We start from the raw sequence: 15863 nt of genomic DNA, 5'->3' as shown, positions 1-15863 counted from the left end.
AGTTCATGGCCCATGCCTGGGTGCCGACAGCTGGCGAACGCAATTCCCTGAAGAATCAGCGTGTTCAAGCGTCGTGGGAGGTGCGAGAGCAAGTTGGGCCCGTGGCATGTGGAGTGGGCGCCGGATCCTGAGCGGTGGGGAGGGCTTGCCAGCGGATGGTGTCCTCGGTACGCAGGGATTTACCGAAGGCGCGTGGCGCGGATTGGTCTGAGACCGGGTGGTCTGGTGTTCGTTGGGTCAGACCGCCACCGGCAAATCCCTGCGCACCTGCGGCCAGGGTCCTTGCTGCGGCAGGCCCGCCGACGGCGGAAGGGGTCGTACGGAATCGGTCGTCGCTTCACCGCTTGGGGGCGAGGGCGGCGGCTGAGCGGATAGTGGGCCGCCAGGCCGGGAAGGTCGTGCGGCTCGCGGCCCACCGCTCCGGGTGGGACTTGCGGTGCTACCCGCCTACATGAGGTTGGCTAGGCCGAAGAGATGGGTGACGGAGGGGTGGCCGGCTTGGTCTTTGGCGTAGCACACGGTGCTGGAGCGGCCGGTGCTGTTGTAGTAGATGGTCGGCGAGAACAGGGCGATCGCCCCGTAGGAGTTCTTGCGGCAGTCGATGCTGGGCTTGAACTCGTGGTGGTTATCGACGCCAGCCGCCTGTGCGGCAGCCGTGGTGGCTGTGAGCAGGCCGATGCTCAGCAAGGCCGTTGTCGCAGTACGTCGGATGGTGGGGCGCATGGTGGGGGATCCGTCCTGGGTGTGTGCCGGGGGGCGTTGCGGAGCGTGCGGTGTCGGGTAGCCCTGGTTCACGAGGCTGGCTCGGGCACCCGCGTGAGGCGTTGCACGCAAGCTCTGCTATGTGACTGGCCGGGCGGTCACAGCTCCGCAGTGTCGCCGACACTCTTGACCGTCTTGTTCACGTATTGGTCGAGGGATTCCTCCCCGAGGGCGTCCTCCTCGAAGACGTTCATGTTGAGGGACTCCAATTCGGCTTGGGCGCCGCCAAAGACGCCTGCCGTCTCGTTACTGACCTTTCAGCGGTGTTGTCGTCGGGTCGGGAGGGGGGTTGCTGTCATGCAGCCGTCGATGAGGTGGCTGCGGTATTGGATCTGGCGGAGGCCGTGACGCAGTACTCGGACGAGGTGGTCGGGGTCGGTGAAGGCGGTGTTGGCCTGGCTGCTGCGTCGCAGCAATGACCAGATGCCCTCGACGGGGTTGAGTTCCGGCGCGTAGGGCGGCAGGTGGAAGGCCGTGACCCAGTCGTGAGCGGCGACGAAGTCCCGCAACCCGGCCGTACGATGAGTGTTGAGGTTGTCCCAGACGAGCACGATCGGGGCCTCGAGCTGTTGACGGGCCGCCACGAGCAGGTCCCGGAAATCGGTCCAGGCAAAGCTGCGGCGCTCTTTCGTCCTGTGGTCCTTGTGGAACATGGGCCGGTAGATCAGGCGGGAGCGTTCGCCGGGCTTGTAGCAGCACATCGCGGCCAGGGAGACCCGGCGCTGAGACCGCCCCCGGACCCGGATCACCGGAGTGTGCCCCCGCCGGGCCCAGGTGCGGCTGGTCGGCGGCGTCATCGAGAAGCCGGCCTCGTCCTCGAAGACGATCCAGGCCCCGAGCGCCGCCGCGGTGCTTCCACCTGCGGCCACGTCTCCTTCACCCACCCGCTGACGGCGTCCTCGTCGCGCTCGAGTGCCCGTCGTGCGGGGACCTGGTGGCTCCATCCGTGACGCCGGAGCATCTGGGCGATGCCGGAGAGCGTGAAGCTCTTGTGGAACCGGCGGCCGATCAAGGTTTTGATCCTCGCCAGGGTCCACCTCTGGTCCGGCCAGCCGTGCGCGACAGGGCCCTTGTCCAGCTCTGCCTCCAGAGCCGCGAACAGCTCGTCGCTCAGCTTCGGCCGGCCGGCAGAACCTGTCGACCGCAGTGCGGCCTCCCCGCCGGCTTCGTAGTCACGCCGCCACCGCTGGACCGACCGGACACTCACCCGTAACTGCTTCGCGACCAGCCCGTTCGGCTGCCCGTCGGCGAACATTTGGGCCGCTTCCAGGCGGACCCGCTCACGGAGCTGCCGCCGTTCATCAGTCAGCCCACCACCCTGCGGATACCTCACCTCCCTGGCATACCGCGACGACCACCGCCCGTCAGCCCCTACGACAACACCGCTGAAAGGTCAGTAACGGTCCAGCGGCTTGCTGGTGACGAACCGGAAGGGTCAACCTGCTGGGGAAAGCGTTGACTGGCAATGACACCGGCCGGTCGGGCGCTCGACCGGTGATGCCGCTATGCCCACCACGTCTCGGAATCAGCTCGTCCTACCATCTCCGTCCCGGTTTGCGGTCACGCGCTTGTCCAGGCCCGTAATGGCCTCCTTCCGGCCGCCCCATAAGAAGGTCATGTTGCAGCTTCTGAACTGATGAACTTGCCAGGCAAAGGGCGCTCGCGGAGGATCTCGCCCGCGCCGGACTATCGGCTTCCACGCTGCGGGCCGGGCTGCGCGAGGCCCCGCCCGGCCGCCTCGCCGCCGCCCTGGAACCGGTGACTGTCGCAATGGAGAGCACAGCGCCGATCCTGGAGGTGGAGGAGTTGCGGGTACTGAGCCAGCTCCTGGACAGGATTGCGGCTCCTCCACTGTGACCCCATGTCCTGGCTGGACGCGAGGTCGGGGGTCAGCGGGGCGCAGGCTCTGCTCGTTCGTCGGCGGGAAGGGAACTGCCCGACAACCGCCCCGGGACTTCTGCTGCCACGGCGGCCCCGACGGGCGGCCCGGAAACGGGCTCGCCGGACGCGGCCGGTGACGGCGTGAACGTCGCCCCCCCGGCCTTGTGTCGTGACTCCCGCGCACAGCACGGTCCAGAGCAAGGCGTAGACGCTCTCGGACCACTGGCTGCGGCGTCGAGCCGGTCAGCAACGTCTGGATCAACGGCGTGCTCTTGCATGTCCGCCCGCCGGCTCCACGAGGACCGCCTTCTCCACGAGGCCGAGGCCACCGGCGGCGACCGCCGCCGCATCTGCGGCCTGTTCGGTCTGTCCGTCGGCGCGGCCCTGCGCTACACCGGCACCGTCGACCAGCCCGGCCTCATCGAGTACAGCCTCCGCAACGCGGGACCAGCACCGCATCCCGGCAAGAATGATCTTGCTGGGCCTTAAGGCTGACCGCGGGCCGGACCAGGCTGCTGGACCTGCTGGAGGCACCACCGGTGCCGGAATTGAGTATGGCGGCCACGATGTCGCCGTGGTCGGCGCTGTCCTGGCGTCGGACTGTGACGACGTCCCCGTCGGAGGGAGGTCGGCCCCCTCGCCTCAGCGTGCGATGCCGGGCCCGTCTCGGCCAGGCAGTGTCTCTTCGCGGTGGCTGCCGTTGGACAGCAGGAAAAGTGATGATGACATCTTCGCGGAGGGGTGCCTTGTGCGCATGCGAATCTTCACTGTCCTGAGCGCCGTTGTACCGGTGCTTGTTCTCGTCGGCGCCTCTGACGCCGGAGCCACCAGCGTCATCGGCTTCGGCAATAGCGCTATCGACAATCACTGCACCAACCGCTCCCCGCGGGCCCACGCAACCACCGCGTCGCCCGGAGCCGGCACGAGCCAGAGCGTAAGCGTCCTGCTCGGCAGCCCCGCCAACCAATGCGGCAACCTGGGTCTCCCCTTGGCCGATGACCGAATCGCTTCTGCCGCGTCGTCCTCCAGCAGGGGCGGGTACGGCGGGTACGGCGGGGCCGCGCAAGGCGGGTACCGGCACGGCTCGTGCTGCGCCCGCTGCGGGCAGTGCGACGGCGGCGCATACGAACCTCGAGATGTATCCCAATCGGGCTCTTCTCAGAGCTTGAGCCAGTCCTCCTCGTCAAGCTACCCGTAATCCGGGGGGCTATGGTCGCTCCTAGGGTGTGTCCGTCCGGGCCCGAGTGGTTGAGTCGGCCTGGAGCACGGTGCGGTAGTTGCCTGCCGTCCGTTTCTCCAGGCCGCTCGCCGAACCCGGCGGTTCGGCGGGCCGAGACGAACCCGAGCCCGCTCTAGGGCGTGCCTGATGAGTTGGTGACCGCCGCCTGGGACGTGGGTCGTTCTCGGCCGAGTGGGGCGCGGCGCTCGCTGCGATCCGGTTCTGGGTACGTCAGTGCCCTGCTCGGCGTCCTGCCCGTTCAGGTCACCACGGTCGGATCAGAGGATGCCGCCGAGGAGGCCGCCGCCTCCCTTGCCGCCCCCGCCGCCGAGGATGCCGTCCTCGCCGCAGAGGCGGACGCCGCCGAGGAGGCCGCCCGGGCCGCCGATGGGGAGGCCGGGGGCGGCGGCCTCGGCGGGAGCGGCCAGCGCAATGCTGGCCAGCGCAAGAAGGACACTGGCCGCAGTTGCGGCGACCACCCGGACGACGACCCGGTGTGGCAGGGTCCGATCGTGCGGCCGGGTGCCGCGGGAATGCGCCGCCGCCGTCAGGCGCGGGCGCCCAGGTCGTGCCTGATGAGGGATGCCTTGACCGCTCGGGCGGGAGGATGAGCCCCAGGCCTGGGCCGTCCTGCAGGCCCCAGGTACCAGTCGGCCTCGGTCAGACGACGGCATCGGGTCGTTCGACGGAGTAAGGATCCGCGCGTGGCGGCCGGGGTGGGGAGGCGGCGGACTGATCATGGTCCATTCGGCCGCGCGAACCTCGACCTGCTCCGCAAGCGGGTCCTCCTCGCGGCGCGAGGCCGTTTGCGGATGTGGAGACCCTCCGGGCTCTGGCACGGAATGTGATCCAGAGCCAGGATTCGCGCGTCGCCGACCGTGGGGACACCACAGCGGCTTGCGGCTTTCCCAGTGCGGCGGGAGGGCTGTTGTGCGCTGCTGATTCTGGGCGGGCCTCGGCCTGACTTCCCGAACACCATCTCGCCTACTTCCCGGCGGGGTAGCTGGCTGGTCTCCGTAGAAGGGAAGGGCCGTCACCCTCGAATGGCGGCCCTTCGTCGTGCCGTGGCTCGCATTCGGCGGACGCGGAGGGGTGGAGTCGGCTGGACTGGAACCTCCGTGGGTGTGGGCGGTGTCACGGTCGTGGGTTTGCGGGGCTAAGGGGCTGGTGGTGTAGCGCGTGCGCGAGTTTCATCTATGCATGCTCTGACCTGCTGTTATGTGTGACTTGCGGGGCTAACCCCTTGCTGCTCGAAAGTGCGGGCGCACCTCCGACCGGAGGCGTGATCCGCATTTTCACACAAGGAGAGACCTGGCATGAGCACGTCAGAGAGGGACGGCGAGTCGATGGGCGAGGAGGCCGGGCCGGAGGCGGCCGGACTCGCTGGGGAGCCGGCCCAGCGCCGTCGGCGGCCCGGCGCGCGCCGTCTGGCAGGCCGGGTGGTCGCGGGGGGCCGCTGTTGTGGCGGCGCGGGCTGCGGTATCCGTGTGGGCGCCGGAGTGGTTGCAGGAGGCGAGATCATGACCGAGGTCGTACGGAACGCCGTGCGGCTCCACTGGGGGCGCGGCGGGCGGCCCCGCAGTTAACAGTGCCTGCGGGATCCCGGGCCGTCTGTGCGGCCCGGGAACCGGGGTTGCCGTTGGCGGCACCCCCGGCCGGACGAGAGCTGGGGAGTTTCCGTCGAGGAACTCAGCGTGGACGCGGGCCCAGCTCGCGGAGTGGTGCGTGGTGTGGCTCCCGGCTCTGCGCGGCCATCGTCGACCGGCTCACCTTCAACGGCGCCATCATCCAGACCGGTACCGAGTCCTACTGCCTCGCTCACACCAAGGCCCAAGCTGAACGAGCCCAGGTCAGCTGACCGGGCGCCAGGCGGGAGGGGCCGCCCGATAGCCAGCCCAGTCAGAGCCGGAATGGCCGATGCTATGGCTGCTCGGTTCCCGCTGGCAGGTTGTGCCATGCATGTCCGCAGGTGCCTTTGCAGTACGTCTCGCGGCGGCGAGTGTCAGCAACGGCGAAGACGGAAACGAGGACGCGGAATGCCTTGACGTGTTCGGCGGAGGGGAGGCCCGCGAACCCGTAGCGGGGCGGGTCCATGCAGATCATCACCGAGGGGTTGGCCGTGGGCTTCACACCGGACCGCGCCACCCCCGCACGGCCGTCCGCAGCCGTAATGTGCGCCTGCATCGCATAGCCGGTGATTTCCTGCAGAACCTCCTGCCGGCGTGCTGGGGCGAGGTCGGAGAACCAGTCCACGCCATCGTCCAACGTGCGGAGCCCCTGGGCGATCTCGTTGACGACCCGCTCGGTCTCGCGCCGGAAGGTGCGGCCGTCGTCGCTGCTTGGTTCGGTCATCGCTTGATGATTTCACGATGCGGGTTCCGGGCGAAGGCCGGTATCCGCACCCGGGACAGCGCAGACGGGAACCGGGGAGAATCCGCTCCGCTCCCGAGATCCGGCAGCCCCGCAGGACTCCCACACCGCGGCTCGCAAGACGCCCCAGAGCGCTTGAGCGACATCAAAAGTCGCTGACATCGATCACGCGGCGGGCCGCCAATCGACTCCCGAAGTCACGCCGGAACGACTCCCGAAGAAGCCGACACAGCCACCCCGGTTCCGCAGCTCGGAAGCGGGGTGGCCGGTGGACCTGGCTGGTGATCGCCGCCTACGCCCTGCTCCGGCTCGCCCGCCCCCTGGCCACCGGCCTTTGCAGGGCCCTGAGAGAAGCCCACCGAGCCGAACAAACTGACACCCGCCCGCGTCCGCAGAGGGTTCAGGAACCGGTGCACGAGGGCCGGCTCACCGGTCGGTGCACCGAAACCATCCCGTCCCGGCCCTGGCCGGCCACCGGGTCCGAAAAACCGCCGCCCCGCCACCCGCCACGACGTGGGCAGATTCCTCGCCACCGGCGAGGCGTTCAGCCGACCCACCCACCACAAGGTGGGCACCAAACCACGCCGAACTGGTTCAACGACAAGTTCAGCGAACCGACCGATGCGATGTGATAGCCACGGGCCCTTAGAGAGTGAGTACGATCTTCCCCCGGGCGTGGCCGGTTTCGCTCAACTGGTGTGCCTCGGGCGCGTTCTCGAGGGGGAAAGCGGCCGCGACCGGCACGGTAAAGCGGCCCTGACCGGCGAGAGCGGCGGCCACGGCAAGCCCTTCGACTGCCTGCGGGTCCGCTCCCGGGCCCGCCGAGCGTGTTTGGTGGACCCCGTACGCAGCGGCGTTCATGTCGGCGATGGTCACCACCCGGTCCGGGCTTCCGGTGAGGTCCACCAGATCGGGCAGCGAGCCGGACCCTGCGCAGTCCAGGACGGCGTCGACCCCGTCCGGTGCCAGGGCGGTGACCCGCTCGCCCAGCCCGGGGCCGTAGGTGATCGGCGTCGCTCCCAGCCCGGCGACGAACTCGTGGTTGTGCGCGCTCGCCGTACCGATGACGGTCGCGCCGCGGGCCGACGCGAGTTGCACGGCGACCGTGCCGACCCCGCCGGCCGAGCCCTCGATCAGCAAGGTCGTGCCAGTGTCGACCTTCAGCCGGTCGAGGGCCCGCGTGGCGGTCTCGACGTTCCCGGCGGCGCCGCCGGCCTGCTCCCAGCTCAGCGCGTCCGGCTTCAGCGCCCAGGCCGCCAGGACGGCGTACTCAGCATTCGCACCGCCGAGTTCCGCGACGTCGACGATGCCGAAGACCTCGTCGCCCGGCCGGATACCGGTCACCCCTGAACCGACCTCGTCGACCACACCCGCGGCGTCCATACCGAGCACGTGGGGCAGACGCAGCGGCACCATGTCCCGGAACCGGCCTGAACGGAGGCGGCAGTCGGCGGGAGTGAGGCCGGAAGCCCGCACGCGCACCCGGATGTGGCCTGGTCCCGCGTGTGGTTGTGGTACATCGGCGATTTCCAGGACGCTCGCAGGGCCGTACTCGGAGAATGTCAGTGCTCTCATGGCGCCGGACGCTATCCGGAACACCCTGTCCGTTTGGCTAAAGTGAGAGCGGTGACGAACCCTTTGTCCCGCTCCCTGCGCTCCGATGCCCGGGACAACCGAGAGCGCATCCTCGCCGTGGCCCGCACGACCTTCGCCGAGCAGGGGCTGGACGTGGCGATGCGCGAGATCGCGCGGCGTGCCGAGGTCGGACCCGCGACCGTCTACCGGCACTTTCCGACCAAGGAGGCGCTGGTCACCGAAGCCTTCCGCGAGCAGATGACGGCCTGCACAGCCGTCGTCGACGAGGGACTGGCCGACCCTGACCCATGGCGCGGCCTCTGCCTGGTGATCGAGACGGTGTGTGAAATGCAGGCCCGGGACCGGGGGTTCACCACGGCCTTCAGCTCGGCCTTCCCCCGCGCGATCGACTTCGCCACCGACCGGAAGCAGGCACTGGGCAAAGCCGCCGAACTCGCCCGCAGGGCCAAGGCGGATGGCAAGCTGCGCCCGGACTTCGTCCTGGACGACCTGATCATGGTGCTCATGGCCAACAGCGGCATCCGGACCGCCTCGCCGGCCGCCGCGGTGACCGCCTCACGGCGCTTCGCCACGCTGCTGATCCAGGGCCTGCGGGCCGGGCCGGCCATCCCGCCGTTGCCCCCGCCGCCCGGCTGCCGTCGGCTGTTGTGACGTAGACCGTTTCCTTCGGGCCATCTGACCACTAACGCTCGGAGGGGGGTTTGTTGGTGTGTCGGGTCGTTGGTGGCCGGGGGTGTTGTGGGTTTGTTGAGAGGCGAGGTTAGCGGTTCGGCGGGGGTGGCTGGGGTGTGTGGGCTGGGGTTATGTGTTCTGTGCTGAATGGGGCGGGGTGTGTTGTAGGTAGTTTTAGCGTGTAAAGGCCCGGTTGGTGTTTGTGCTGGTCAGGGCTGTTCTGTCTGCCTGGCAGGTGGGCTTATCGGCCTCGGCGGGGGCGGTGGTGGGTTTCGGCGAGGTGGTCGAGGCGGATGGCTTCGAGTGATCGTTTGGTGATGCGTTCGGTGCCGTCGTGGATGGCGGTGATGGCTGCTTGGCGGATGAGACGGGTGAGGGATCCGATGCGGCCGGCGGTGCGCTGGTGGAGGTATTGGGCGTGCCGGGGGAGGGCGCCGGGTGTGTGGTGGGTGAGATCGAGGGCGTTTTCGATGTCGGTGATGACGTCGCGGAATGGGTGGTGGGTGCCGTGGCGGGCGGGGAGGGGACCGCAGGTGATGAGTGTGGCGCGTCCGGCGAGTTGGGCGCCTCGCACGCCGGTGAACAGGGGTGTGTCGGTGACGTTGATTCCGGCGTAGACGAACGTGGCGGGCAGGCGTTCGCTGAGGTCTTTGATCAGGTCTGCGGTTTGGGCGCCGGTGGTGGTTCGGGGGTTGAGGCGGTGGATCTCGTCGATGAGAACGAGCTGGACCCCGGCTTGGGTGTAGGTGTGGCAGACGGCGTCGGTGATCTGGGTCTGGGTCATGCGGGCGGTTATGGGGATGCCGAGGTAGCGGGCGAATTCGGTGACAAGGGTTTTCGCGGTCGCGCCGGGCGGGACCAGGACATACGCGACGGGTGCTACTGCGTGGGCTGATCCGGGTGGTGCGGGGTTCTTGCGGATGTGGGCGAGGTGGCAGGTGCGGCCGACGTTGAGGAGCGCGGTCGTTTTCCCTGCTGCAGCGGGTCCGGTGACGAGCAGTGAGGGCCGGGCGGTGGTCTGCTGGTGGCGGCCGAGGATCATCAGGGTGCGGACCTGGGTGGCGAGGGTGCTGATGGCGGGGGTGCGGATGGTGACGAACGCGGAGTGGTAGGCCAGGCGTTCCTCTGTGCTGCGGGGCGGGCCGCTTGGCAGGGGAGGGGCGGGCGGGTCGGTGGTGGCGAAGCGGTGCCAGCCTCGCCAGGTGGTCAGGGGCCAGGACAGCTCGGCCTCACCGCTGTCGCCGGCGGGTGTGCTGCTCGCGCTTGGCTGGCTCGGGTTCACCATGTGGCGGCTTCCTCGTGTGCGTTGTAGAGCCCGAATCCGGCGGCCGGGGCGGGGCTGACGTCGTCGTCGGGCAGGTCGTCGAGGTCGTCGATGCTGTCGTCGTTGCCTTCGGCGTCTTGCTGCGCTGGGCTGTCGGCGAGTGCTTCGGTGCCGTGGTTTCCCTCGCGGGCTGGGGGGAGCGGGATGTGAGCGGTGCGGGCCAGGAGGGCCTGCTCCGTTTTGGTGGCGTGGCCGCTGTGGACGCGGCGCATGAGCTGGTCGAGTGCGTCGGCGAGGCCGGCTTCGTACTGCTCGGCGTCACCGTGGTTGCCGTCAACGGCCTGGGTGCGGATGTGCTGCCAGGTGCGTTCGTCGAAGGGCCGGTGGACGTGGTCGCGGTGGATCCACGGGATTTCGGTGAGTTCACCGTCGGGAAGCCGGACCCAGATCTGGCGCACGTCGTGGGGGTTGTAGTGGATCTCCCATTTCCCGCCTCGTCCGGCGATGGGGGAGGGCTGGCCGCGGTGCGGGGCGAGGAGATCCGCGTCGTAGGTGCGATGGTGGATGGTGATGCCGGCGGGGGTGATGGCCTGCCAGCGCACGGGCAGCAGTTCGAGGTAGTCGCGCCCGGTCAGCGGGACGGGGACGTATCCGGCGACGGCGACGAGCGCGGCCCATATCTCATTCGGGGTGAGCGCCTTCCTGGGCATCATCGGGTGGCGCAGCCCTTCGTGGGGCCGGTGGTGGTAGTGCACCAGCCACTCATCGAGGAGGTCCTGGAGCTGGGCGACGCTGTAGCAGGCGTCTTTCTCGGTGTCGGGGCCGCGGCGGGTGACGTCGGATCCGGTGTAGCCGGGCAGGTGCTGGCAGAACAGGGCGTTGATGGAGCCGAAAGTCCGCTCGACGATGCCCTTCGCGGTGGGGGCGCGGGGCGGGGCGGGCTGGACGCTGATGCCGAGGGTCTCGCAGGCGGCGGTGAACGCGGCGGAGACGAAGACCTTGCCCCGGTCGACGACGATCGTCTCGGGCAGGACGACCGGCCGGGCCGCCGCCCCGGTCAGGCGCTCGTCCAGCGTGACCAGCCGCTGATGGGGGAGCGCGCGGGCGTGGTCCATGCGCAGGATGTCCGGCCAGGTCGGCCTGGCGGGGTGCGGGACGGCCATCTCCGCCAGCAGCAGGGCCGCATCCACGGCCTTGGTCGCGCTCGGGCACAGCACAGCGGCCAGGATGGAGCGGCTGGCGACGTCGACGGCGATGGTCAGCTCGGGCCGTGCGAGGCGCCCGTCGTCGAAGAGGGCCAGGACATCCAGACGGGTGGTGTCGATCTGGACCTGCTCGCCCGGCCGCAGCGCCGTAGCGGGGGTGAAAGCCCGCCCCTCGACGCTCGCGGGCACCTGCCGCACCGGACCACTGGGCAGTTCACCAGGGCGGGCGAGAGAGGTGACGAGACGGTACAGCGTGGCCTGGGACGGCACCGGCACCGCACCGGGACCGTGCCGCTCCTTGAGAATCTGGTTGATCAGCGGGAACAGACCGTTGACGGTGCCCCTGGAACGCCCGCGCCGGCGGCGCAGCGCCTCACGGACGGCGGCGACGACCCGATCGTCGGAACGCCCGGTAGGGCTGGAGACGCGGGTGGTGCGGTGGTCCAGAAGCCCCCACAGGCCCTGTTTGCGGTAGGCCAGGCGCATGCGCTGCACCGTCGTACGCGACACCCGCCCGAATCCCAGGGCGGTCAGTTCCTCAGCCTTGGCCTGCTCCCGCTCGGCCAGCGTGTGCCGTGCGGGGTCGTACTGCTCCCGCACCACTCCACCGCTGCCAGGCCCGTCGGCAAGGCCGCATTCGACTTCCCTCACGTACCGCTGCCAGGCCAGGGCCTTCTCCCGCGCCGCGGCGGGCGCGGTCTCGAACAACCCCCACTGCGGGGCCGCCTGCGGCACGTCGGCCCCGATGACGCTGAAGCCGGGATCGGCGAACAGATACCCGGCGAGCACCGCCTCGCCACCTCCGTCCGGGCCGACGAGGTGAACGGTCTGCCCGGACAGGGCGACCACCTGCCACTTCACGCCGCGGAAACGGACATGAGCCCCGACCTTCACCGCCGGCCGCGCATTGCGCCGTGCGCTCACTTGACACCTCCCGTCTCGCCCAGACCGTTCCAGTCCCTGGGGCCGACAAGGACGCACTCGTGCAGCGGCGCCTCCAGGTCCGTCGTGAGCTGTCCGTGCCACAGGGCGTGGAAGACGACAGGAAGCACCTCGATCGGGTCACCGACAGCTTCGGCTCCCGCGAGCAGCGGCCGCGGCCGCGCGAACGCCTCCACAACAGCGGGCATCAGGCCCAGGCGGCCGGCGTTGCGGGGATGGCGGTAGCCGGCCAGCCACTTCAGATTGGCGGCCGGCACATCGCCGAGCGGCGCAAGGCGCCGGTAGACCCAGCCGATCTCCTCACACGCCTCGCCCATCGCTTCGGCAGCCCTCACAGCACGGTCGCCGCCGGCTTCCGGGTGGCTGGGGCAGTCGGCCAGCAGACCCGTGCCATCGCGGTACCGGGCGAACAGCTGCGGCACCCAGGAACGCACCCGTCCCCGTCCATCGCGCCACAGCAGCCGCACCGGCCGCCCGGCCAGTCCCGTCACCCGCGGATCGCGGTCCAGGACCATCAGCTGGGTACGCATTGCGTTCGACCCCGCGGCCACGTGCCGCCCGGTGGTCGCCGACCACCACAGGCCCGGCCCCCAGCGCCGTCCCGGGATCACCGGGAACGCCGACACCGGCGGCAACTCCTCGAACGCCACGGCCATGGCGGCATCTGCCCACCGCTGCTGGACCGACTGTCCCACCGGGTCGAGGAAGACCGCCTCGAACCCGCTCCCTCGATCCACGGCCACTCGCCCTGCCCGGCCCCCGGGCCGGGTCGCCCCTGTGCTGATCACCTGCGTCAGCCAAGCCGCTCCCGCGGGTACTCGCCGCTGTTTTCAGGATTCCTGCCACAAACGAGTGCCCTATCAGCTAACAGGCAACGCGCCCCCGCCGGGTCGTTCTCAGGCGCCGTCTTCCCGCTTGCCCGCCGTCAGCATGCTCCTGAGTACCTCGGCGGGCATGTCCGCCCACCGGGCCACCTCCTCCAGCGGCACCCCGCCGTTCACCGCCGCCACCGCGGTCCGCTTCCAGGCAGCCTCGATCAGACCGGCACTGTGACCCAGACCGCGCAGCAGCTGCCGGGCGACCTCGGCGGTCGGCCCGCTCTGCACGCCGCGCAGCTGAAGCAACTGTTCCTCGGCACTGTCGATGAGGCTGCCGATCCGCGCCCGCTGCTCGGCGGGTACCACCGCCCGCCACATCGTCCCCGAGCCCGGCGCCTTCTTCTCTTTGCCCAGCACCCGCAACTGCCCAGCCATGGTCGCGGGCTGGTGCTCCTGGCGCACCCACCAGGGGTCGTTGCCGTATCCGAAAGCCCCGCTCGCCGCGGCACCGCGGCGGATGCGGATGACGCTGCCCATCCAGGCGATGAGCGGGCCACCGTGGTCCGTCGCGGCCAGCGGCCCCAGCCACGTGCGCCCGACCCGCTCGCCAAGCCGGCGGCAGAACGCCCCGTCGGCGGGCAGCAGCCGCGGCCGCCCGCCACCGCTGTCCACCCACGCCAACTGGGCCATGGCCGGGTCCAGCAACGCATCGGCGACGGCCACCACCTCCGGGAAGACCACTACGTCCCGCCCCACAATCCTCCACCGCTCCAGATCGCCTCCGGCGTCACCACCCGCGACCTGGTGCAGGCGCCGCGGCCAGACCGTCTCCCGCTCCCATTGCAGGGCCTGCTCCCACCAGCGGGCCACCACCGCATGCGCCAGAGCGAACACCCGCTCCGGCTCGGCCCCGGCCCGTACCGCCCGCCGCGTCACACCCGCCCACCGCCGCTGCGCCGTGACCACTTCCGGCAGATGCCGCACGTCCAGATGCTCCAGAGCCTGGTCGGCGTCCGCGTCCAGCAGCCACCGCCCATGCCGCACGCACACCCGATCCCACCGCGGCGCGTACCGCACCGCCCGCACCGCTGTCCCGGTACGCCGGGCGGTACACAGGCGGCAGCCGAATGCCACCGGCCCCGCGACCACGCCACCGATCCGCCACACCGCCGCCGGCACCCCGTCCCCCTCGGCCGGTAGCTTGGCGTCCTGCCGCGCCCAGGACGGCAACGCCCGCGCCAGCACGCCTTCCTCGATGCCGCACAGGCCCGCCAGGAGCTGCCGTCCGGCTGCGTTCAGCAGCACTTCGGCGTCAGCCCGGCAGGCGCCGCCTTCGTGCTTAGGCTGGTGGTTTCGCCAGTGCCAGCACGACCGCAACGCCGCAGCTTCCATTCCGTAGCGGCTCGCGATGCGGCAGATCAGTGACGAGGCCGTTTCTCTCTGCAGGGGAGCGGTGCGTAATAGGCCGGGATGTTGGATCACTCCACCACAGTGCCGTGTTCGCCGCCCCGCACGGGCACTTTCGCAACGGATGCCCAGCGGATCAATCACACCGGGCCGAGGAGGGCTGACCGACGTCGTAAGGGAGATCCCCGCCACCGCACTCGGCACGGACCCCATGCAATGCTCCTGGCCCTACAGCGCCTCGGGCCCGGCCGGTTCAACAATCTGCCGGCCGCGTTGTCACACCATTCGACGCCGAGCTTCCGCAGCGCTTCCAACCGTTCTGCGGAAGCGCCAGCAGCCCGTTTCGGCAGGGCAGCCAGCCCGGCGACGAAGGTCACGGGCCCGTCGAAGGCCAGCAGGCATTCCAACGAGGACTTGCGGCCCTCACCCAGCGGGTCGAGCCGGAAACGTCGTCCAGCGACGGCGTCACGCCCACACGGGCAGCCTCGCCAGGGCAGCTACTTTCCCAGCAACGGCCAAAGGGCCGCTCCGGTGCCTACCAGCGTGGCGAGTCCCACGACGGCTGCGCCGATGCGCCTGCCTTGAGTCCAAAACGGGCCCTCGTCCGCAGGCTGCTGGCCGACACTGCTACTGCCGCTGCCCGATGTCTGCGCAGCTGTGACGTTCACACGGGCCCGGTCTCCGTGTACCACGACGTGGAGGGCGTGCTCCATTTGATCGGGCGTGGGTATCTGCTGGTCGTCGGGCATGGCTGCGCGTAGTTCCGCAACCAGTTCGACCACTGTCGTGCGCACTTGGTCCGCCAGGCCTCGCAAGGATGCGGGAGACACGGACCAGTAGATGTCCGTGATGCGCTGGAACGAGTTCCCGGACGCCGCGTCCATGAGCCGGGTCAGGTCCAGGACGCCGGGGATGCTCAGATGGGCGTGCTCCCCACTGACCTCGCATCTTTGCGCCAAGGCCTCCACCTCACTGATGCCATTGCGCAGGGCAACTTCCTCCTTCACCTCGTCCCGGGCGAATTCGGGCAACTCCGAGGGGCTGATCCGTTGGCCGCGCACCGAGTTGGGGCCAAGCAGCGCATTCACCTGGATCGGTGCTGGGATCCTCCTGTACCCAGGCAGAGCGTCGGTGGGAATGCCGTCGTAGCCACGCAGTTCACGTGTCGCCCACTCCCGCAGCTCTGCGGAGCTGCTGTGACCGCCGAGGACCACGCATTTGCGCAGGACTGAGGAGAGCGGCTTCGACTCGTCGAGAGCCTCCTGCTCAATCTCGGCCAAAAGTCCGCGCTGTCGTCTGTTCATGACCTTATTGTCCCGTCGCCACTGACAACGGCCCGCACAAGCAAGTGTCAGCAGCCGGGCACGCTGAGGCGGACAGACCAGCGGCCGACCCTGTGAGCCCAGATTCCTTCAGGCAAGGAATTCCGAAGGCATGTGGTCTAGAAACCGGTGGTGTCACGCCCACTCCACGCCCAGCTCGGCGAGGGCGTCGCGCTGGTCCTGGGTGAGTTTGTCTCGCCTCGATTTGGTGTTCGATACCCACACGCCTAGCTTGATGATCACCGGTTCCGTCTCGCCGTCGACCGCGATTTCCTCGCTGTGACCGCGCGGCACCGCCCGGCCCGCCCCTTCCCGTTCCACCCACTGAGCGAGGGCGGCGAGGCCGCGCTGGAACGCCTGCTGCGCCTTGTTCGGCCCCTTTGCCGTACTCGTGGTCGCCGGGGC

14 protein-coding genes and 2 pseudogenes are annotated in these 15863 nt (G+C 69.7%); 5 read left to right on the top strand and 11 right to left on the bottom strand.

The genetic code is table 11. From position 1 onward, the window contains the following. Positions 1–447: 447 nt before the first annotated feature. Both ACZ6MA_RS32945 and ACZ6MA_RS32940 read right to left on the bottom strand, forming a co-directional pair. The gene (locus tag ACZ6MA_RS32945; protein ID WP_469438487.1) at positions 448–723 is read right to left on the bottom strand and encodes a hypothetical protein; all 276 of its coding nucleotides are present in this window, start codon (positions 721–723) and stop codon (positions 448–450) included. 296 nt (positions 724–1019) lie between these two features. After that, positions 1020–2095, bottom strand: a protein-coding gene (locus ACZ6MA_RS32940) for an IS630 family transposase (RefSeq protein WP_469438485.1) whose coding sequence is annotated in 2 segments (ribosomal slippage) — positions 1020–1649 and positions 1652–2095 — 1074 coding nt in all. Because the reading frame shifts where the segments join, the coding sequence is not laid out codon by codon here. 824 nt (positions 2096–2919) lie between these two features. Here ACZ6MA_RS32940 and ACZ6MA_RS32935 point away from each other — a divergent pair. Continuing rightward, the gene (locus ACZ6MA_RS32935) at positions 2920–3132 is read left to right on the top strand and encodes a hypothetical protein (protein ID WP_469438483.1); all 213 of its coding nucleotides are present in this window, start codon (positions 2920–2922) and stop codon (positions 3130–3132) included. A gap of 1008 nt (positions 3133–4140) precedes the next feature. Here the strand turns inward: ACZ6MA_RS32935 and ACZ6MA_RS32930 are convergent. Then, positions 4141–4341 (bottom strand): hypothetical protein, encoded by a 201-nt coding sequence (locus ACZ6MA_RS32930; RefSeq protein WP_469438481.1) that lies wholly within the window; start codon positions 4339–4341, stop codon positions 4141–4143. A gap of 837 nt (positions 4342–5178) precedes the next feature. On the opposite strand from ACZ6MA_RS32930, the gene ACZ6MA_RS32925 reads away from it, so the two are divergent. Both ACZ6MA_RS32925 and ACZ6MA_RS32920 read left to right on the top strand, forming a co-directional pair. Then, positions 5179–5448, top strand: a complete 270-nt coding sequence (locus ACZ6MA_RS32925; protein WP_469438480.1) for a hypothetical protein — start codon at positions 5179–5181, stop codon at positions 5446–5448. 152 nt (positions 5449–5600) lie between these two features. Next, positions 5601–5720: pseudogene (locus ACZ6MA_RS32920) on the top strand (IS21-like element helper ATPase IstB); the annotation flags it as partial. 62 nt (positions 5721–5782) lie between these two features. Here ACZ6MA_RS32920 and ACZ6MA_RS32915 read toward each other — a convergent pair. Beyond that, positions 5783–6214 (bottom strand): DUF5958 family protein, encoded by a 432-nt coding sequence (locus tag ACZ6MA_RS32915; RefSeq protein WP_469438479.1) that lies wholly within the window; start codon positions 6212–6214, stop codon positions 5783–5785. Positions 6215–6467: 253 nt separating this feature from the next. On the opposite strand from ACZ6MA_RS32915, the pseudogene ACZ6MA_RS32910 reads away from it, so the two are divergent. Continuing rightward, positions 6468–6823: pseudogene (locus ACZ6MA_RS32910) on the top strand (NF041680 family putative transposase); the annotation flags it as partial. Between the two features lie 54 nt (positions 6824–6877). Here ACZ6MA_RS32910 and ACZ6MA_RS32905 read toward each other — a convergent pair. Continuing rightward, on the bottom strand, positions 6878–7807 hold the full coding sequence (locus ACZ6MA_RS32905; protein WP_469438477.1) for an NADP-dependent oxidoreductase: 930 nt from the start codon (positions 7805–7807) through the stop codon (positions 6878–6880). Between the two features lie 51 nt (positions 7808–7858). Between ACZ6MA_RS32905 and ACZ6MA_RS32900 the strand changes: the two genes are divergently transcribed. Further along, positions 7859–8479, top strand: coding sequence for a TetR/AcrR family transcriptional regulator (locus ACZ6MA_RS32900; protein WP_469438475.1), 621 nt, complete (start codon positions 7859–7861; stop codon positions 8477–8479). A gap of 262 nt (positions 8480–8741) precedes the next feature. Here ACZ6MA_RS32900 and ACZ6MA_RS32895 read toward each other — a convergent pair whose 3' ends face one another. From ACZ6MA_RS32895 to ACZ6MA_RS32870, 6 genes are all read right to left on the bottom strand, one after another. Next, complete coding sequence (locus tag ACZ6MA_RS32895; protein ID WP_469438561.1) at positions 8742–9710, bottom strand: TniB family NTP-binding protein; 969 nt, start codon at positions 9708–9710, stop codon at positions 8742–8744. Positions 9711–9778: 68 nt separating this feature from the next. Next, entirely contained in the window at positions 9779–11893 is a 2115-nt protein-coding gene (locus ACZ6MA_RS32890) for a Mu transposase C-terminal domain-containing protein (RefSeq protein WP_469438474.1), read from the bottom strand. Next, entirely contained in the window at positions 11890–12654 is a 765-nt protein-coding gene (locus ACZ6MA_RS32885; RefSeq protein ID WP_469438473.1) for a TnsA-like heteromeric transposase endonuclease subunit, read from the bottom strand. The genes ACZ6MA_RS32890 and ACZ6MA_RS32885 overlap by 4 nt, the downstream gene beginning before the upstream one ends. Before the next feature lie 153 nt (positions 12655–12807). Next, positions 12808–14211 carry a DNA-binding protein gene (locus ACZ6MA_RS32880; protein ID WP_469438471.1) on the bottom strand — a complete coding sequence of 468 codons (1404 nt, stop codon included), beginning with the start codon at positions 14209–14211 and terminating at the stop codon, positions 12808–12810. A gap of 422 nt (positions 14212–14633) precedes the next feature. Beyond that, positions 14634–15440, bottom strand: coding sequence for an AbiTii domain-containing protein (locus ACZ6MA_RS32875; RefSeq protein WP_469438469.1), 807 nt, complete (start codon positions 15438–15440; stop codon positions 14634–14636). Between the two features lie 153 nt (positions 15441–15593). Beyond that, positions 15594–15863, bottom strand: a 270-nt coding sequence (locus tag ACZ6MA_RS32870) for a helicase associated domain-containing protein (RefSeq protein WP_469438467.1), incomplete at its 5' end; no start/stop codon positions are given.

This window comes from Streptomyces sp. NPDC042259 (assembly GCF_055582085.1).
This window is presented reverse-complemented; position numbering and strand designations above follow the sequence as displayed.